Below are 18244 nucleotides of genomic sequence, written 5' to 3'. Positions count from 1 at the left end.
CCTAGAGCCCCTGGGGCAGTTCCCTAGCCATATCGGCTGGAACGTATACTGGGGCTCTCCTGCTTGAACCGAACTTGACGATCAACCCCTCCTCTTCGAGAGCCCTAATGATCTTTCTAGCCGTACTTATTGTTACATTATACCTCTGGGATAGGCGTAGCGGTGTTAGATATTTGGTCCTCTTCAAGTCCTTCTTAGCCCTCTCCAATAGCTCTGGGGGCAGGCTAACATCGTACCGGGCCTGCTCTACTATACTCCTTGCCTTACCCTTTCCTTCCCCCTTGCCTTGACCCTTATCCTTCCTTGCCACACCAGTGCACCGTTAGTTAGGGTGCGATTGATACTCCTTATAAAAACACACGCTCCAGCCCGGCTCAGAAGCGGAGCCAATAGGGTTCATGCTAATAGTATGGGTTTTGTAGCTGATGACACCCAGAGCTATAGGATGGTGGCGGCGTTGAAGATCGTAATAGTAGCGGAGGGGCCGGTCAAGATACTTGCCGGCGGAAATCTTGAGGGTAGAGAGCTTGGAGGCAAGGGAATAATTATAACTATAGAGGGAGAGTCCTTTAAGGTAACAATTACTCCTCTCGAAGGGGGCTCTAAGCAGGCTGCTCGAGGGACGAGGGGAGAGAAGGCCGATATCATGACGCGTGAAGGAGCTCTTCATATTATTTTGGATCAGATGTTCAAAGGGTTCTCCGACATTCTGGACCGGGAGCTCCCACCTGGTGTTATCATTGATGAGGTTCTGGGTAAGGGGATAGAAGAGCCTATTAGGGTTGGCCGGGTCACTAAGTGGCCGGCCCATGACGACTACGACGTCTTCAAGATTGTCGAGCAGCTCTCGGATAAAGGGGGGAAAGTGGTATTCTTCACGGGCGACAAGAGGCTTGCACGACAAGTAGCCTCGCTGGGAAGAGATAACGTAATCGTAGAGTACCTGCCGCCCAACGAGTTCCCCGGTAAAGAGGCTCTCGCCAGAAAGATTATCGAGTCGACAATAAATGCTATGGGCTCGAATGGAGAGAATTAGAATCTCACTACTGCCAGGCCTTGTGGTGTAGGGATTATCAGGCTATCATATTTCTCTAGCCTCTCAAAGAACTCTTCCGGGGGTCTTGGGAAGTAAGCGTTGTGGAACGCCATTATCCCTCCACTAACAATACGGTTAACGAGGAGGTCGAATGCTTTGGGATACTGATACTTCTCGATATCAACGAACGCCATTGAAAACCTAGCATTATCGTCAAGTCCTTCAAGATATTTGATAGCATCCTCCACCACAACCTCAACCTCAACACCAGTCACCCTCTCTATAGCACTGGCATTCCTTTCTAGAACCTCTCCTACGTCAGGGTCCCACTCTACCGCCACAATCCTCGAGCCATCCTTGACTGATGCCCCCACAGCTAGCCATACCGTGGAATATCCTATCCCCGCTCCAAGGTCAAGTATAGTGCCTGGCGGGCTCGTGAAGGAGAGGGCGGCTAGTGCGGCTGCATCCTCCCTATCAATATGTGGAATATAATACTTACGGGACTCCTCCTCTAACCTGGCTATGAGGCTCCGGACTTCCCCGTCTAGTCTCAATAGAGGTCACCGCTCCGCTATAATCTATTAGTGTCAAAAGCCTATTAATAGGGATAGATTAATATCTTGTATTCTTAGTGAAGAGTTATGGTGTCGGAGAAGATCCTAGGTGGGCCTGCATATAGTTTGCTCGAGCTGGAGCTGTCGCCTGGAGAAGAGGTGTGGTTTGAAGCAGGCGCATACGTATACAGTCGGGGAGACGTGGAGATAAAAACCAGCACCGGGGGGATAGGAGCGGCTATCGCCAGGAAGCTATTTGGGGGAGAGAGCATCTTCCTCAACAAGATAAAGGCTAAGACGAAGGTGGTCGTCGGCCTTGCACCTAAGACTCCCGGAGACGTGATCGGGGTAGATCTGAATGGGTCCCTCCTCGTCCAGGATACAAGCTACCTAGCCCACACCGGGAATATCAAGGTGACCGTTGCTTGGAGGGGGCTGAAGGGTTGGCTTTCGGAGGGTCAATTCTTCTGGCTAAAACTAGAGGGGTCTGGAAAGGCGTGGATATCATCCTATGGAGCCATTCTTCTAAAAGAGCTCTCTCCCGGGGAGAAGATGATTGTAGACAACTTCCACCTCGTCGCAATGGATCCCACTATTGACTGGAAGGCTAGAAAGTTCGGCGGCCTCAAATCATTCCTCCTCGGCGGGGAGGGTATAGTGTTCGAGCTGAAGGGGCCGGGCAGGGTCTGGATGCAGTCCCGGCTCCTCCCAGAACTGGCTGGTCTACTATACAAGTACATGCCTAAAAACAAGTAGGATTTTAAGATGTGGGCCTACCATGGAGGCCCATGGGAGGTTCAAGCCTCTTTCTTAGATAGCAGTTCCCGGATTACCTCTTCAGCCCTTCTCTTTACATCCGCGAGCTTCTTCTCATAGTAGTTCTCTCCCGTCGTATCTATCGTTACAACTAGTGGACCGAACTCCTCGACCTCAAACACCCATAGAGCCTCTGGTATTCCGAGCTTGTCGAGCCAGTAGACGTCTACAACCCTCTTTATCCTGTCTGCCGCTAGGGCTCCGGCTCCCCCAGTGAAGACTGCATATACGGCCTTATACTTCCTCATTGCCTCCGCTGTCCTCTTCCCCATCCCGCCTTTTCCAACGATCATTTTCACGCCCGTCTTCGCTATGAACTCCGCCTCTACAGACTCCATCCTCATACTCGTGGTTGGCCCTGCCGCTACCACTTCCCAGGTGCCGTCGGGCCTCTTCCTCACAACGGGGCCGCAGTGGTATAGTACTAGGCCTCGTAGGTCTATAGGGGGCTTCTCGCCTCTCTCGATCGCCTCCAGTATCTCCTTGTGGGCTTCATCCCTCGCAGTAACCATGATCCCTGTAACGTAGACTATATCCCCTACCCGGAGCTTCTCTACATCCTCGTCCCGGAGTGGGGTCTTTAGATGGAAAACTCTAGCCTCGCTCATCACGCATCACCTCCTATAAAACGCACTCACCACCCTCCTCATGGAGGTGCCTCGACAGTATCCTGTATGATCCGTCCGGGGAGATCTCAATGCTACCCCTCCTTGTAGCCCAGCAGCTCGTTACAATCCCTATCGCGAATGTTGCAGGGTGCCTGTAGGCGTACTCCATCTTAACGTCGAGAGCTGTTAAGTGTCCTCCGAAGCCGTGGGGGCCAAGCTCTAGCTTGTTGAGGGCGTCTAGGAGCTCCTCCTCTAGCCTCGCTACATCGGGGTCCGGGTGTCGCTCCCCAATGGGTCTTAGAAGCGCCTTCTTTGCAAGGCTCATCACTATGTCTGCTCCAGCACCTATTGCCACTCCAACAATAACTGGCGGGCATGGTAGGGGCCCAGCGTTGGCGACCGTCTCTATAACTCCCTTCTTTAGGTTCTCGAACCCTTTGAGCGGCGTTGACATTATAAGGGTTGAGGGGGCCTCGCTCCCCCCACCCTTAGTCATAAGGTGGACTACTAGTTTATCTCCTGGGACAGGCTCCACGTGAACCCATGGAATATACCTTCCCGTGTTGTCGCCGGAGTTCTTCGCCCGCAGTGGGTCTACTGCGTTGGGCCTCAGGTACCCCTCTTTTGTTATCCTGCGGAGGGCGTCTTTGAACTCCTCAATTATCTTGGAAGGCTTTACTGGGAAGTCCTCTCCCCACTCGAGCCAAACATAGGGTGTACCGGTGTCCTGGCAGATCGGCCTCTTCTTTAGACAGGCGATCCTCATATCCTCTAATATGGCCTTCAACTGCTCCTTCGCGGCAGGAGTAGTCTCCTTCTCATACGCCTCCTTAATCTTGTTATAGACGTCTTCGGGTATGCCTGTGGCGACAGTCTTTATGAACTCGTAGAAGACTGGCTCTAACTTTAGAGTCAATTCCATTCACCCCTCAAGATTGCGTCGTATTTCTTCATGTTAGTATAGTATTGGATCGGGGTATTTACGCTGAAAAAGGATTCGACTCTTACCATTATAAATCACGTCCTTAAAGGGTGTTCTTAACTTAGGGATTTCCGGATAGGCTTGATTGGGGAGGAGATACAGTCATCTATAACAATCATCCCCAGCTATCCATTACTGGAGGGTGTGTGGTGTGGTTAAGGTCTCTCTCGTGGGCTTCGGCAATGTTGGGAGGGAGCTTCTGAAGAGGCTAGCAGATGTAGGTGGGGAGCTGGGTGTCGAGGTCACCGCGATATCTTCGAGCAGGGGCTCGGTTATCGTGGCGGGTCCCGGCGACCTGGCATATGCTCTCAAGCTTGCTAGGGAGGGGAGGAAGCTAGACGCCCACCCGGGGTTCAGGGAGGGGATGAGCGCTGTTGAAGCCTCTATTGTTGGCGACGCTGATGTAGCAATGATAACTCTCCCACCCAGCTACTCTACGGGTGAGCCCAACAGGTCAATCTACTATCGGCTACTAGAAGAAGGAGTATCCATAATCACTGCGGATAAGACTGTTCTATCGCTGGATGGCAGTAAGCTTCTAGAAAAAGCGATGAGAAACTGCCTCTTCATCGGCTACCGTGCCACTGTAGCCGCGGGGACCCCTGCTATAGATGCCGCTAGGGGTTTAAGGTTGCGGGAAGTAGCCCGGGTTAGGGCAGTACTAAACGCCTCCACAAACTATATTCTCGGCTTCATTGAGAAGGGTTTGAGCTTCGAGGAAGCAGTAAGGGAGTCCATCAAGGCTAAGCTGGCTGAGCCCGACCCCACAATAGATACTCACGGATGGGATCCAGCTGCCAAGCTAGTAATACTCGCGAACACTCTGGGTTCAGATGCTCGGCTCGACATGGTTGAAAGGACGCCTCTAGAATCATTCAGTGAGGAAGTCGTAAGAGATAGCGTCGGGCATGGGAGGAGGGTGAAGTATGTCGCTAGCGCCGACCTGGAGAAGGGGGTTTACAGGGTTCGGCCCGAGATACTTGACTCCAGGGACCCTCTAGCCACTGCTGAGGGGGAGGAGAACGTTATCGTGTTCGAGGTGGAGGGGACAAGTGTCTTGTTGAAGGGTCCCGCTGGACCGGCGTGGAGGACTGCTAAAGTCATGGTAACCGATATATTGGACTACCTCGAATGGAGGAATAAGTTAGAGTCATGCTAGAGCGGTGAAGCCAGTTTGCCAATCAATCCAGTCTGGGGCTTCATAGCATCATATGCAGTACTTGTAGCATTAGCGTGGAGGCTTAGGAAAGTATACCTAGTAATCGCTGCCATGATAGCTGTTTATGCCATCCTGAGCTCGACCGCCATGGAGGCGTGGGATGCAGCCAGGAGGCTGTCGGAATGGAATGACCTTAGAGTATTCGTCTACATATTCTTCTCAATGCTACTAGCAGGCCTAATGCGCGAAGCAGGACTCCTCAATAAGATGGTGGACTCCCTCGCATCGTCAAGCTGCAGGCTAGCCCTTACAGGGGTCCCAGCGCTTATCGGCTTAATGCCCATGCCTGGAGGAGCCCTAGTCTCAGCAATAGCATTGAGGGATAAGTATCTAAGGGAAGCAAGACTCTCACCAGATGACTCAACCTACCTCAACTATTGGTTCAGGCATCTATGGGTCCCTTCATGGCCCCTATTCCAGAGCGTCGTTATAACTGCAAGCGTCCTCTACATAAGCCCCCTAGACGTAGTTAGCCACTCGTGGATCGGAACCCTAGCCGCTATACTGGCGGGGGTGATTGTATCCTACCCTATACTGAAGAGGGTGAACTGTCTATCCAGGGGTTCCAATATCGGAGTATTCTTAGCATCAATATCTCCCCTACTAGCACTTGTTATACTGTTCTTCACCGGCGTATCCATGCTCTACTCTCTGATAATAGTCGTCTTAGTATTCCTGGCTGTATGGAGGCCGGGTAGGAGAGAGCTGATCAACGCGCTGAAACTAGCTACTAGACCCACGATACACCTCGTCCTCCTGGAAAGCCTCTACTTCAAGAACCTCCTGCTAGAGACGGAGATGGGTAAAGCCATGGAGGCTTTCGCGGGAAGCATAGGAGTGAACGAGTATATCCTTGTATTCATGGTACCCTTTATACTGGGCCTCGCCGCTGGAGGCGAGAACTTTTTCGCTTCAACTGCAATGCCGGCGCTAACACCCTACCTATTAACGGGGAGCGGCGTGGCCTGGGGCCTCCTCGCAATAGCATATCTGGGAGGCTACCTCGGGGTAATGGGTAGTCCAGTCCACCTATGCCTAGCCCTTACAGTAGACTACTTTGAGGCCAGGATGGGAAGGGTCCTGCTCAAAACATACGCTTCGATAATACTTAGCATAATATTCGGCGTCATACTCATATCACTACTCTATTTCTAGCAATAATATAAGAAATAAAATAATAAGTATCTGCTTATTTAACCCTTAAACCGGCCCACTAAACCGGAGAGTTGGAAAGATATGAGGAAAAATATTCTACTCCTAATCACCCTTTCATTCCTCCTAATAGCCCCCGCCACCGGCTATCTACAACCGGTAAAAGACGCCGGGGCCCAAAACATACCTCTAGAAGTTGAAAAATCGATTGCAGTCGGTACCTCCGATTACTTCAAGGCGATAGATACCATAGAGGACTCCAGCGGATACACAGACGTCCTGGCAGGGTCCGAAATAAGAAATGGGACAAACGCATTCTATGCGGCCAAGTACATTAACGGTCAAGTCGTTTGGTCTAAAACCGTGTTCTTAATAAATGAGTCAACATACCAGCACACAATGTTCAACGACGTAGCCGACTACCTCTTCGCTGGAAAGATAAATGGATCTATGAAAGCTGACACCCTCCTAGTACGATTAAACCAGACAAGCGGTGCACTCATATGCCAGAATATTATCATGCCAGGCAATATAAACTGGAACTCTGCGGCCAACGCAGTATCCCATACTAACTCCTCCGGAATAGCAACCGTTGTAGGGGCAGTTATTCTTGGAGAGGGCGACAACCAGTTCTCAACCGGAGCCTACCCGTACATTCTAGACGTAAACTCCGCCAACTGCAGCGTGGCAGGCGACTTCATAGTACCCTCAATACCGGGGGCTTTCACAGACATTACGATAGTTGATAACTCATCCAGCCCCTTCTACGGCTACAAGCTGATAAGCGGGTACAGTATAACTCCAAACCACGCGACAGGAGCAGTCATCATCTCCCCAGTAATCATCGCAGTTGATCAAGCAAACAATATAGTGGGGGGTAAAATGATAGACTTCAACACCGACGCCTACGCCACCAGTGTAACATATGCTGGAGATAAGATAGTATTAGGTGGAGCAATGTACACTCCTAATGGAGATACAGACGGGTTCATAGTAATCCTAGACAGCAATCTATCTGTAAACTCTACATTCAAGCTCATTGGACAAGCGAATGAAAGCATAGAATCACTCGCCACAATGGCGAATGGGACAATAATCTATACGGGAGTCCTGAATGAAAACGGGCAAGGAGGAGGCAACGCTGCAGCAGGCCTCTTAACCGTGACAGGTTCCCTGAACAAGCTACTAACGTACACCGGCACCCAGTCTAAAGGATACAGCATAACCTCAGATACCGCCGGCCGCCTCCACATAGCAGGAATGATAAGAGGATCATTCCCCAACAGCCTCACACACAACCCAGCACTAGCACTTCAACAGTCAGGTAACCCGCAGCTAGCCGCATACCACCCCTCAGTAAAGTACTATCCCCCTATAGAGGATACTGTAACTGTGAACGTCTACTCATACTGGCCTGTGGAGAACTTTGCCAACTACGCCAGAGATATGGGCCTATACCTTGTAACGGGCTTCGAGGAGACGCCTCCGCCAACCACAACGCCTAGACCCACAGGTACAACAACACACACAACCACGACCCATACGATGACAGTCAGCACTACCTCAATAACCCGAACACTTACATCGACGTCAACCGGAAACATGCCGGGTTGCATTGATATAAGCACGGGGACAACAGGGTACATGATACCACAGCCCTACGGGACAGTAGAGGACTATAATCAAGACTACCCCGACTGGAGGGTAATCAGTCCAGCGAACGCGACGCTCAGAGTAGCTAGTCTTTCAGCATGGATGGAGCCAAGCCCAAACGCTAAATGGATCACACCCTACAGCGACCCACAGGGTAACCCAATACACAACCCGCCCCCCGCACACTATCCACCCACAACATACCAGATGATAATAGCACTGCAGGTGCCATCTACACTAACAATGGAGTGGCCTGCAGATGATACCGGGAAACTATACATCGATGGAGCACTAGTCCAGGTAAACAATGCCTTCCCGTCAACCCAGGCATACACTACAGGCCTCCCGCCTGGAATACACAACTTAACAATAGTAGTAGAGGACAATGGATACTTTACTGGATTATACGTGGACGGCAAAATATGCCCCACAAGCATCACCACCTCAACCGCCTCCAGACCCACAACGACCACAGCGACTACTCCCACTAACGGTACCACTGGCACAGGAGGACAGCCATGTCCCTGCGAAGACACTATAACCTACGCCGCGGCGGGAGTATCCGGGCTCTTCGCGGCTGGATGGATAATAACATACATGATGATAAGGAGGAGGTAGAGAGGTCAGAGGCCTAGATAGGCCTCCTTGATAACAGGATTCGCCTGGAGCTCTTCCGGCGTACCCTCTAATACAACCCTTCCATTTTCTAGGAGATATCCGTAATCAGCGATAGTTAATGCGATATGGATGTTCTGCTCGACCAGGAGTATGGTCTTCCCCTCCTCATCCCTCAGCCTCTTAACTATACCAGCAATATCCTGGACCAGCTTCGGGGCTAGGCCGAGGCTTGGCTCGTCCAGCATTAGGATCTCGGGGTTAAGCATTAGCCCACGGGCTATAGCTAGCATCTGCTGCTCTCCACCGCTGAGGGTCCCTGCAAGCTGGTTCCTCCTCTCCTTTAACCGGGGGAAGTAGTTGTAGACTAGCTCGAGGTTCTCTTCAGCCCTAGCTCTAGCTCTGGGGATCATTGAGGCTAGTCTAAGGTTCTCCTCAACAGTTAGCTGGGGCCACAGCCTCCTCCCTTCTGGGACTAGTACCATCCCCAGGTGCACCTTCTCATGTGTAGGCAGGTATGTAACGTCCTCTCCATTCAATGTTATCTTGCCACTCCATGGATTCACCACGCCCATTATCGTCCATAGCGTCGTGCTTTTTCCAGCCCCATTCGAGCCTAGCAGCGTGGTTATTGTCCCCTTCTCCACGTTGAAAGATACTCCGAAGAGGACCTGGGTTTCACCGTATCCCGACTCCAGCTCTCTTACCTCGAGAATCTTGTCCCCAGTCATAATTAGCCACCTCCACTCTTGAACCTCTTAACAAACCTTAGCGCGAGTGTGGGATCCCCGAGGTAGGCTGTTATTACCTCTGGGTTATTGGCGACCTCCTCGGGTGTGCCCTCTGCCAGCTTCTTGCCGAAGTGTAGGACTACGATCCTGTCAGCCAAGTTCATAACTGCGTGCATGACGTGCTCTATCATTATTATAGTTACGCCTTTCTCCTCTCTTATCCTTCTAAGTAGGTTGAGCATGACCTCTACCTCGCTGGGAGTTAAACCTGCTAGCACCTCGTCGAGGAGGAGTAGTTCGGGTTGAGCTGCAAGGGCTCTTGCTAGCTCGAGCCTCTTCTTCTCCTGCACGTTCAGAACCCTGGCTGGAAGATCCTTCTTATCACCCAAGCCTATGAATTCGAGAACCCCCTCTGCTATCTCTCTGGCCTCTTCCTCTGTTATTTCTCCAGCTCTCTTCCCGAAAAGTGCTCCTATCATAGTATTTTCTAGTACTGTTAGGTCGCCGAAGGGCTTTACTATCTGGTGGGTTCTAGCGATCCCTAACCTGGCTATACGGTGTGGCTTCCAACCTGTAATGTCTATTCCCTTGAATACTACTCTCCCGTCCTCCGGCTTATAGACTCCTGAGATCACGTTGAAGAGTGTAGTCTTCCCGGCGCCGTTTGGACCGATAAGTCCAAGTATCTCTCCCTTAAAGACGTTGAATGATACATCTGAGAGTGCAACGAGGCCTCCGAAGCGCTTAGTTACATGTTCAATACTCAATATTACCTCCCTACTCATAACCTTCACCTCACTCCAGATACTTCCTGAGCCTGGGGAATCTATCCCTCAGTATTCCAACTACTCCTCTAGGCGTGAAGCTTACCACTAGGATGATCAGTATACCTAATATGACTAGTGCGAAGACTCCCGCTATGGTTTGAGTGTACCATTTCAGTGGATAGTAGATGAAGCTTCCTATAATTGGCCCGGTGAAGGAGCCTATTCCTCCAATGGCGTTCTCCAGCAACATTACCACGCTATTTAGGAGGCTGAAGTCTACTTGGGCGGAGAAGGACGTTCTAAACTCTCTGGCTACGCCCCAGAGGCTGGCTAGCCATCCAGCTATGGTGAAGGCGACTACTTTATACTTGAATGTATCGACGCCAATCACTTCTGCTGCGTCTTCATCTTCTCTTATAGCGGCTAGCCCGTAGCCAAGCCTGCTGACTCTTACGAAGTAGGCGACGAGGACTGTTATTATGAATACAAGGTAGTGCATCCAGTAGAAGTCGATGTTTGTGAGGCCCATTGACGGGTTTCCCAGTTCCTGCCCCTCTATACTCCCGATATAGTTTTTCAGGATGAATAATACTATGTACATTACCACGTAGTTTAATCCTATGGTTGCGATGGCGAAGAAAGCTCCTCTTAGACGGAGCACTGCGTAGCCGACGATGACTGCCACCAATACAGCTAGTACACTTGCGAGAAGTGAGCTTACTGTAAATAGTTTTAGAACCTCGCTGGTGGGGAGTGAGACGGAGCTGGGCGAGAGTCCAGCCTCTATAGCTTGTCTTCTAAGCTCGTTCATCGCAGCTATTATTGCGTCATAATTCCTTATAGCAACTATATAGGCGGCGGCGAAGGAGCCGATACCTATAAAGACTGTGTGGCCGAAGCTTACATAGCCTGCATAGCTCATAATCACCGCCATTGCTAGGCTTAGCCCTATCCACATCATCAGGTCCATGCCGTTTGCTATCATTTGCTCTGAGCCGATCCCGTATTGGCCTAGTAAACCTATTACTCCGAACAGTATGAGGAGGCCTAGTGCAATGTAGAAGCTTGGCCTCTTGATCTTGCTCATTGTATCATCACCCCTTACCGAAGAGGCCCTGGGGCTTGACTAGCAACATTATGAGGAGGATCGCGAATGCTGTGGCTAATGCTAGGGCTTGCTGTGGCTGGCCGAAGAAGGCCTGGCTAGCATAGACGATGATCTGGTAGATTAGTCCTAGTATAACTCCTCCAATATAGGTTCCCATAATACTGCCGAGCCCACCTAGAACCACGATTACGAAGCTTAGTGGAGCGATTATCGCCTCGGTTGTCGGGGTGACGCTTCCAGCATAGATTAAGTAGAGCACGCCACTTGCAACCGCTATGGAGGTTGATATTACCGTTGTTGCGAGCTTAACCATTACAGGGTTTATTCCGGCCAGGGCTAGGGCTCTAGAGTCTTGAGCAACGGCCCGTATTGTTAATCCGAGGCTAGTCCTGTTAATTATGGCGTGCGTCCCGAGGGCCAGTAGGAGCGCTACAACCGCTACAACGATCTGGGTGATGGATACTGTGAAGGGAGATGCCCCAATGCTGAGTGAGTATATATTGATCACTCCGGATCCTCCGATCGAAATTCTCCATGAGAGGCTTGGCTCAGTGCTATATGACGGGTAGAAGTGGTTTACTACATAGTGGAGGCCGAACACGGTTATGCCGAAACCGAATGTTGTCATGAGGGTGGCCATCTCTTCCTTCAGGGTAATGGTATCCACGTTACCGATGATCTTGTGTATTGATGTGTAGTAGAGTATTACGCCTATCGCTCCTCCTAGGAATAGGAAGATAATGAATATGGCGAAAGGATTTACGCCGGACTCTACGAACAAGTAGGCTGCAAGCATCGCTCCTAAAATAACTAAATGGCCATGGGCTAGGTTGACTACCTTCATTACACCCCAGATTAGGGTTAAGCCCACGGCCACGACTCCTAATGTGGAACCGTAGAGGAGACCTGCTACTATGCCCTGGGCTGTGAGTCTAGCCAATTCTCCAACGTCTACCATTTAGACACCCCATGCTCCCACTAAAGGGCTACAAGGTCCCACTTCTATGGGTATCCCGATAGATGTATAGATATAAATTTGTCTGAGTAGTAGAGGTAGGTATAAAATAATGAATAAATTTTAATAAAAAAGATTAAATTTATTATGGATTCTACTTCTTAGCATAGTAATATGCAGCCGCTATTATAATTATTAATATAATTATTACTACTGTCCAAATGAGAGCAGTATTCGTTTTACCCTCACCAGAAGTCCCAGTGGTTCCAGCACCACCCGTCTCTGTGGTCTGCCCAGCAGAGGTTGTAGCAGTGGTTCCAGCACCGCCAAACTGCCAGTTCGGAGGAGCGATGAGGGGCTGCGCCTCAGCATACTCCGTTGGATAAATTATTACTTGACTGCTGCCCTGCCACTGCATGATCAGCATTGGGTGACCGATCTGCTTCCCAGTGTTGGGATCGATCTTTAAGGGGCCGAAGAACGTCATGATGTATAGGTCGTTGAACGCCTCCCTAACCTTAGCGCTATCGGTTATCGCTGACTCACCATACATTTCATAGGCCTTCTTTATGGCTTCAACAAGATATACTACGGTTGCACCGGCTTCCGCAGACTGGTATGCAGGTTCATCTAGGTTGGGGCATACCTGCTTGAAGTAGTTGAGGAACTCGTCTATAGTGGGTCCGGCCCATGGTAGCCCAGCTTTCGCAGCAGAATCTGGATTGTAGTTCGCGTGGGGGCTCCACTGGCTTGGGTAGGCTACTCCGTTCGCAATAGACTCGCCTAGTTCATCGTAGAATTGGGGCTGGGCTGGAGCTACCAGTATTGCTATGAATTTGAGTGACCACTCCAAGTCATGGGCCTGCTTTACAAGAGCCTTGCCATCCTCATAGTGGCCACCTCCTAGTAGGACGTTGGCTCCCTTCTGCTTGGCCGCCTGTATGTACACGCTGAAGTCGCTAGTGCCAGGCTCATAATCGGCTTCATAGACTACCTTTATACCCTCTTTGTTTAGAGCGTCCACAAGACCACTCTTCACTGCCTGGGCGAAGGCGGCGTTCTCGAAGATCAATGCGACCTTAGCATCGGGTATCTTCTCCTTTATCAGCTTGGCTGCGGGCTCTAGGTACCTGCTTGCGGGAGTTAGAACCTGCACTATGTAGTAGTAGCCCTTGCTAACTATTGAGTCGCTCGCGCCTCCATGGCTCAGGATTAGCTTGTTGTTCTGCTCAGCCACGGGGAGCGCTGCAAGTGTCAGTGTGCTTGAATAGGGGGCGATGAGGAAGTCGACCTTATCCTGGGTTATCAGCTTCGTATAGAGCGAGGCTATGTTGTCCTTGCTTGACTCATCGTTATAGTAGATGAGCTGTAGCTTATACTTCGTTCCGCCAATGTCTACCCCGCCCTGGTCATTATACCATTTGATGACCGCCTCTACGCCGCAAAGCGCCTGGGTTCCCTCCGAGGAGAACTTACCTGATAGGCTGGCAGTCATACCTATCTTGATAACGTTCCCGGAGACCTGTTCTGGGTATGTGTCGGCGAAAGCTACCGGGCCAGCCATCATTAAGGCGACGAGGAGTATAGCGAATAGTGGAGTCACTCTCACACATCAACACCTCTTAGGGGATTTAGACTCTGTTTATATTAATGGGATTATGGGGGGCTATTTATGAATCCGGGGTAATTTCTCCATATGTTTTCATATATGAATGAATTCGCGGCAACAGTAAGTAGAATTACAGCCCCCATATTATAGTATTGAGGTTAGTAGTGTCATAAATGTGGGTGTGGTTCGTGGCTTGCCTCGATTCTAGGGTGGTATCAGCACACTGCAGCAAGATCGTTGATCCAGAGTACCTTGCGGATAGGATTGCACGCGAGACTAGGGATCTTACTCACCTGACCCTAGCAACAAGCGGGTTCGGCAGCGTTGGATACCCAAAGGTTTTCCCACCTGTCTTGGGAGAGAAGCTAGCCAGCGAAAATAGGAAGATGATTGTCCTCACGGGGGCCAGCGCTTACGGTATGGATGATAAGCTAGCCGAGCTAGGAGTGGTGGAGAGAAGGTACCCATACCAGTACAATCCACGTATGAGGAAGCTGATAAACAATGGAGCAGTCCAGTTCCAAGACTACCACCTCGGCGAATGGCCAGGCATGGTGGAATCTGGATTCCTCTGGAGGTTCTCCCACGGCATAGACATAGCCGTTGTTGAAGCGAGCATGGTATTAGAGGACGGCTTCGTCCCAACAGCAAGCGTGGGACCGGTAGCAACGTGGACTAGGATAGCCCACCGTATAGTTATCGAAGTCAACACCGACGCAAGCCCCAATCTATACGGCTTCCACGACATCTACAAGCCAAGAGCCGGAGAGCCCGTTCCAATAAGGAGTGTGAAGGATAGAATAGGAGAGCCCATCGTAAGGATCCCCAGCGAGAAGATCATAGGAATAGTTGAGGGGAGAGGAATAGACCATGGAAGCCCCCCTGTCGAGCCAGGCAAGGTTGAGAAGAAGATTGCAGAGAACCTCCTCGAATTCCTGGAAAGCGAGAATCGAGGCTGGAAGGCTCCCCAAGAACCTATATCCTCTCGAGAGCGGCGTTGGAACAGTGAATGACGCTGTCTTCAAGTCCCTCAGGGAAGCGGGGTTCAGGAACCTCTCGGCCTGGACTGAAGTAGCGCAGGACAGCCTCCTAGAACTCTACCAGGAAGGGATGATGGACAGCCTATCCTGCACAAGCCTCATGCTGACTCCAAAGACCCTCCAACATGTATACGAGAACCCTGGAGAGTACAAGGAGGGGGTTATACTGCGTCCCCAGGAAATTTCGAATAATATCGAGGTGATAAGGAGGCTAAGGGTGATTGCAATAAACACGGCCGTGGAAGTGGACCTGCTCGGAAACGTGAACTCAACACACATATTGGGTAGAAACGTTATAAATGGGATAGGGGGGAGCGGCGACTTCTCGCGGGCCGCATACCTCTCAATCTACATTACTCCTAGCGTTAGGAAGGAGGGGAGGATTTCCAGCATAGTCCCACTAGTTACCCATGTGGACATTCCAGACCATGATGTAGACGTGGTGATAACAGAGCACGGAGTATGCGATCTCCGGGGACTATCGCCCCGAGAAAAAGCACAGCTAATAATAGAAAACTGCGCGGACCCCGCCTACAGGGAACCGCTACATGAGTACTATTGGAGAGCCCTGAGCAGGGGCGGGCATATACCCGTCGACCTAGATCGTGCATTCGACTTTCATAAGGCCTACATGAACACTGGTGACATGAGAAGCACTAGGTAACTGGGTAAGGCTAACTCAAATATATTTCAAGGTACTCCCTTATGCTCTCGGCTATCCGCGCATGGAACTTCTCCTCCTGGGATATCTCGTCTAAAACAATACTCCAGAGTTCAGCGAATGAAACCGGTATACCAGATTCTTTAAGCAGCTTTTTCAATAACGGCATTACTACCATAACATAGTATTCTTCGGAAGCGAACTCCACGACTCCAACCAGATACTCGAACAGATCTAAGAGGGATTTCTTAGATAGAACCCCTTCGCGCTCAGCTTGTCTAACCTCCTCGAGCTTCCTCTTAAGCTTATTGACAGCCTCGCTATCACACTCTACCCGTCCACACTGTTCACAGTTAACTAATTCTCCCAGAGATTTCAAGCTTTTACCGTGGTTTTCACTCTCCCGAGCAATATGTAACAGCAAGCCCGAAATATAATGGGGTAAATACCTGGCTATGATTCTGTATAGTTCGGCCGTTAAGTTTTCCGCTTCTGCTATACACTTGATAATCTTTAATAGTTCAATATGGGATTCCTCATTGTCTTCCTCTTGATTATAGTGAGGCATTTTATTCCTCCCTACCATACTCAGTTCTAAAATTTGCTTGTTTTAAAGTATTCTATCAAACTCAAAATCTCTTCTTTAAATTTATTACTATCCTTTAGAAATAAACTTGTAAGAGCATCCAACATCTCTAATCTCTCTAATTTTATGAGTAGAGGCTTAATTATTATATTCTGGATAAAGAATTTAAGAGAATGTTCGTCACTATAATGACTGGATAATATATTCTTCAATCTGCCAGGATCATTGAAGAGTAGATCTATGAAACTTGACCCTCCCTCCTTGACGCATATGCGTTCTAGAAGCTCATAAGTGCCTGGGGCATAATTCCACAAGTAATCCTTATAGAATGACTTAAGCTTCATCTTTAAATCCTCACTCAAGATCTGATTCAACACTATCACCTCTCCCAATGAACGTATCGTGCAGCTTCCTTAGCAGCTCTGCATTGACAACGTCATTGTATTGGAAGCATTTTCTCTCTACTCCTCCCCTGGAAACACATAGGTAGAGATTCCTGGATATCTCGTATCTAGATGTAGCCACCAGGTCGAATGCCACGTCTGACAGTATCAAGTAGGCATTATATATATTTGGATTAATTTTATTTATAAGATTTACTATGAGTTTTCCTGACCTTTTCAAGTATAACAATTTATCAATAATATATCTGAAGTAAGGTTTATCCTTGTAGATGTACTCCAATATTTCTGGGTAGATATAGGCGACAACATCAGGATTAGCCTTCTCTATCTCTTCAATTTCAGTTGCTCCGAGTTCGATATAGCCCATACCCAGCGGGTTTATTGATACAACTTTAAGTCTTTCATCCATGAATTTTTCAATTATCATTGAGGTCTCTCTAGGAGGAATCTCAAAATCTTCTTGAAAAATAAATTTTAATAGATATTTTATCTCGTCCACGCTAAGCCAATAACTTATAATCATACCTTTCAAATTATATCTTTTTAAAGCATCAAGTAGTAGAACCAGCGACTGCGGCTTAGCACAGCAGGGAGGATAGAAAACACTTACAATTTCACCAAGCCTAATCCCACGTGAGACTGAGTCAAGCTTTTCCGAAGCGGTTCTTAGTGTAATCTTGTCTATTTTCCTTATACCTTTTATCGATGTAGGGGGATAGACACGTATACCTTTCTCAGTGATGGAGAATGGAAACTGGGCAGCCTTTACGGGTATTCCCCTAAACTTTCTAATCTCTAATTCACGTACAATTATGGAGTCCTCATACCTATACTTTAAGATTATTAAACCGTCAGCGACAAACTCTATGTCGCCGAGCCCCAACTGGCTTTCTCCGAAAGGAAGCTCTGCAAGCAAAATAACAAGCCCATTGATGAGGTAAGGTAGCTCGTAGAAGAAGTTCTGGAGGAGCGCCCTCATCCTCCTATTGGCCTTCACAGACTCGAGCAGTACGTTTATGGAATCAACCACGACGATCCTAGGAGCAAACTCGGCAACCTCTCTACTGATACTCTCAATAACGACTTGTGTATCTAGCGTTACTGGAAGCTTACTATACCTTATCTTCCCTTCAGACGTAAGCCTTAAGAATTCATCCCCCAACAATCCAACTGATCCCGCTAGTTTCTCCATCCTCTCCTGGAAGGTAACGTACAAGCATTTCTTACCCTTACGTGCATTATGAACACACATTGTTAATGCAAATGTGGTCTTCCCCGCTCCAGGATGACCCCCAACAACCAATAGTGAAGGATACTTGAAACGATAGCCTACCACCCTGTCAAGGCCTTTAATTCCTACCTCAATATCGGTTGTACTCAATGCAGTTTCACCACAAATCGAGTTATAATATATATATGAAGGCTGGGGGATAAATAAGTCATCCCATAATAGATACGAATTATCCCGGCGATTCTCTTACACATAATAACAGTCCAGAGCAAAATAGGAAAAACAAACCCACGCCAGCCAACAACTATCTACAGAAATTGACGAGGATTTATATACGAGGAGCACTATAATTATATTAATGAAGGGTGATTGGTGATGACTGGGAGGATTAGGGCTGTATCACCAGTAATAGCAACCGTGCTACTAATACTCGTAGCAGTCGCAGCCACAGTCATAATATGGACCTGGGTAAGCGGGGCAGCAGGAAACAACCCAACAGCCTAGCCAGCACTAC

General features: G+C 49.2%; 19 protein-coding genes. 8 read left to right on the top strand and 11 right to left on the bottom strand.

Going from position 1 to position 18244, the window contains the following annotated elements; genetic code table 11:
* Position 1 precedes the first annotated feature (1 nt).
* The gene (locus ACZ47H_RS04250) at positions 2–310 is read right to left on the bottom strand and encodes a winged helix-turn-helix transcriptional regulator (protein WP_464932457.1); all 309 of its coding nucleotides are present in this window, start codon (positions 308–310) and stop codon (positions 2–4) included.
* 99 nt (positions 311–409) lie between these two features.
* Between ACZ47H_RS04250 and ACZ47H_RS04245 the strand changes: the two genes are divergently transcribed.
* Positions 410–1036 carry a hypothetical protein gene (locus ACZ47H_RS04245; RefSeq protein ID WP_464932456.1) on the top strand — a complete coding sequence of 209 codons (627 nt, stop codon included), beginning with the start codon at positions 410–412 and terminating at the stop codon, positions 1034–1036.
* Here the strand turns inward: ACZ47H_RS04245 and ACZ47H_RS04240 are convergent.
* Positions 1033–1593: an O-methyltransferase gene (locus ACZ47H_RS04240; protein ID WP_464932455.1), complete on the bottom strand. Its 561-nt coding sequence runs from the start codon at positions 1591–1593 to the stop codon at positions 1033–1035. The two genes, ACZ47H_RS04245 and ACZ47H_RS04240, sit on opposite strands and share 4 nt — an antisense overlap.
* A gap of 87 nt (positions 1594–1680) precedes the next feature.
* On the opposite strand from ACZ47H_RS04240, the gene ACZ47H_RS04235 reads away from it, so the two are divergent.
* Positions 1681–2349 (top strand): TIGR00266 family protein, encoded by a 669-nt coding sequence (locus ACZ47H_RS04235; protein ID WP_464932454.1) that lies wholly within the window; start codon positions 1681–1683, stop codon positions 2347–2349.
* 41 nt (positions 2350–2390) lie between these two features.
* Here the strand turns inward: ACZ47H_RS04235 and ACZ47H_RS04230 are convergent, their stop codons facing one another.
* Both ACZ47H_RS04230 and ACZ47H_RS04225 read right to left on the bottom strand, forming a co-directional pair.
* A complete protein-coding gene (locus ACZ47H_RS04230; protein ID WP_464932453.1) occupies positions 2391–3017 on the bottom strand; it encodes a FumA C-terminus/TtdB family hydratase beta subunit in 627 nt (208 codons plus the stop codon).
* Between the two features lie 13 nt (positions 3018–3030).
* On the bottom strand, positions 3031–3939 hold the full coding sequence (locus ACZ47H_RS04225) for a fumarate hydratase (protein WP_464932452.1): 909 nt from the start codon (positions 3937–3939) through the stop codon (positions 3031–3033).
* Positions 3940–4150: 211 nt separating this feature from the next.
* Between ACZ47H_RS04225 and ACZ47H_RS04220 the strand changes: the two genes are divergently transcribed.
* The 3 genes from ACZ47H_RS04220 (at position 4151) to ACZ47H_RS04210 (ending at position 8641) form a co-directional block, all read left to right on the top strand.
* Positions 4151–5158: a hypothetical protein gene (locus ACZ47H_RS04220; RefSeq protein ID WP_464932451.1), complete on the top strand. Its 1008-nt coding sequence runs from the start codon at positions 4151–4153 to the stop codon at positions 5156–5158.
* 15 nt (positions 5159–5173) lie between these two features.
* A complete protein-coding gene (locus ACZ47H_RS04215; RefSeq protein WP_464932450.1) occupies positions 5174–6373 on the top strand; it encodes a DUF401 family protein in 1200 nt (399 codons plus the stop codon).
* 81 nt (positions 6374–6454) lie between these two features.
* Positions 6455–8641, top strand: coding sequence for a hypothetical protein (locus ACZ47H_RS04210; RefSeq protein WP_464932449.1), 2187 nt, complete (start codon positions 6455–6457; stop codon positions 8639–8641).
* Positions 8642–8646: 5 nt separating this feature from the next.
* On the opposite strand, the gene ACZ47H_RS04205 is transcribed toward ACZ47H_RS04210, so the two are convergent.
* The 5 genes from ACZ47H_RS04205 to ACZ47H_RS04185 form a co-directional block, all read right to left on the bottom strand.
* Positions 8647–9369, bottom strand: a complete 723-nt coding sequence (locus tag ACZ47H_RS04205) for an ABC transporter ATP-binding protein (RefSeq protein WP_464932448.1) — start codon at positions 9367–9369, stop codon at positions 8647–8649.
* 2 nt (positions 9370–9371) lie between these two features.
* On the bottom strand, positions 9372–10154 hold the full coding sequence (locus tag ACZ47H_RS04200) for an ABC transporter ATP-binding protein (RefSeq protein ID WP_464932447.1): 783 nt from the start codon (positions 10152–10154) through the stop codon (positions 9372–9374).
* Positions 10155–10164: 10 nt separating this feature from the next.
* On the bottom strand, positions 10165–11223 hold the full coding sequence (locus ACZ47H_RS04195; protein WP_464932446.1) for a branched-chain amino acid ABC transporter permease: 1059 nt from the start codon (positions 11221–11223) through the stop codon (positions 10165–10167).
* A 7-nt stretch (positions 11224–11230) separates the two neighbouring features.
* On the bottom strand, positions 11231–12202 hold the full coding sequence (locus ACZ47H_RS04190) for a branched-chain amino acid ABC transporter permease (protein ID WP_464932445.1): 972 nt from the start codon (positions 12200–12202) through the stop codon (positions 11231–11233).
* A 151-nt stretch (positions 12203–12353) separates the two neighbouring features.
* Positions 12354–13808 (bottom strand): amino acid ABC transporter substrate-binding protein, encoded by a 1455-nt coding sequence (locus ACZ47H_RS04185; RefSeq protein WP_464932444.1) that lies wholly within the window; start codon positions 13806–13808, stop codon positions 12354–12356.
* Between the two features lie 188 nt (positions 13809–13996).
* Here ACZ47H_RS04185 and ACZ47H_RS04180 point away from each other — a divergent pair, with 188 nt between their 5' ends.
* Positions 13997–14821, top strand: a complete 825-nt coding sequence (locus ACZ47H_RS04180; RefSeq protein ID WP_464932443.1) for a sugar phosphate isomerase family — start codon at positions 13997–13999, stop codon at positions 14819–14821.
* Positions 14814–15512, top strand: coding sequence for an acetyl-CoA hydrolase/transferase C-terminal domain-containing protein (locus ACZ47H_RS04175; protein ID WP_464932442.1), 699 nt, complete (start codon positions 14814–14816; stop codon positions 15510–15512). Before ACZ47H_RS04180 ends, ACZ47H_RS04175 begins: the two co-directional genes overlap by 8 nt.
* Before the next feature lie 10 nt (positions 15513–15522).
* On the opposite strand, the gene ACZ47H_RS04170 is transcribed toward ACZ47H_RS04175, so the two are convergent.
* Positions 15523–16077, bottom strand: coding sequence for a hypothetical protein (locus ACZ47H_RS04170; protein ID WP_464932441.1), 555 nt, complete (start codon positions 16075–16077; stop codon positions 15523–15525).
* Positions 16078–16449: 372 nt separating this feature from the next.
* Positions 16450–17880 carry an RAD55 family ATPase gene (locus tag ACZ47H_RS04165; RefSeq protein ID WP_464932440.1) on the bottom strand — a complete coding sequence of 477 codons (1431 nt, stop codon included), beginning with the start codon at positions 17878–17880 and terminating at the stop codon, positions 16450–16452.
* A gap of 225 nt (positions 17881–18105) precedes the next feature.
* Here ACZ47H_RS04165 and ACZ47H_RS04160 point away from each other — a divergent pair, with 225 nt between their 5' ends.
* A complete protein-coding gene (locus tag ACZ47H_RS04160; RefSeq protein ID WP_464932439.1) occupies positions 18106–18234 on the top strand; it encodes an archaellin/type IV pilin N-terminal domain-containing protein in 129 nt (42 codons plus the stop codon).
* The last annotated feature ends 10 nt before the right edge of the window (positions 18235–18244 follow it).

The organism is Thermodiscus maritimus, assembly GCF_055382595.1.
Note: the sequence above shows the minus strand (reverse complement) of the source record. Positions and strands in the feature narration are given on the sequence as shown.

Bases quoted from the DNA above. Each gene is read 5' to 3' on its own strand.
- ACZ47H_RS04245 (WP_464932456.1), top strand. From the start codon at position 410: ATGGGTTTTGTAGCTGATGACACCCAGAGCTATAGGATGGTGGCGGCG.
- ACZ47H_RS04235 (WP_464932454.1), top strand. From the start codon at position 1,681: ATGGTGTCGGAGAAGATCCTAGGTGGGCCTGCATATAGTTTGCTCGAG.
- ACZ47H_RS04230 (WP_464932453.1), bottom strand. From the start codon at position 3,017: ATGAGCGAGGCTAGAGTTTTCCATCTAAAGACCCCACTCCGGGACGAG.
- ACZ47H_RS04225 (WP_464932452.1), bottom strand. From the start codon at position 3,939: ATGGAATTGACTCTAAAGTTAGAGCCAGTCTTCTACGAGTTCATAAAG.
- ACZ47H_RS04210 (WP_464932449.1), top strand. From the start codon at position 6,455: ATGAGGAAAAATATTCTACTCCTAATCACCCTTTCATTCCTCCTAATA.
- ACZ47H_RS04205 (WP_464932448.1), bottom strand. From the start codon at position 9,369: ATGACTGGGGACAAGATTCTCGAGGTAAGAGAGCTGGAGTCGGGATAC.
- ACZ47H_RS04200 (WP_464932447.1), bottom strand. From the start codon at position 10,154: ATGAGTAGGGAGGTAATATTGAGTATTGAACATGTAACTAAGCGCTTC.
- ACZ47H_RS04195 (WP_464932446.1), bottom strand. From the start codon at position 11,223: ATGAGCAAGATCAAGAGGCCAAGCTTCTACATTGCACTAGGCCTCCTC.
- ACZ47H_RS04190 (WP_464932445.1), bottom strand. From the start codon at position 12,202: ATGGTAGACGTTGGAGAATTGGCTAGACTCACAGCCCAGGGCATAGTA.
- ACZ47H_RS04170 (WP_464932441.1), bottom strand. From the start codon at position 16,077: ATGCCTCACTATAATCAAGAGGAAGACAATGAGGAATCCCATATTGAA.
- ACZ47H_RS04160 (WP_464932439.1), top strand. From the start codon at position 18,106: ATGACTGGGAGGATTAGGGCTGTATCACCAGTAATAGCAACCGTGCTA.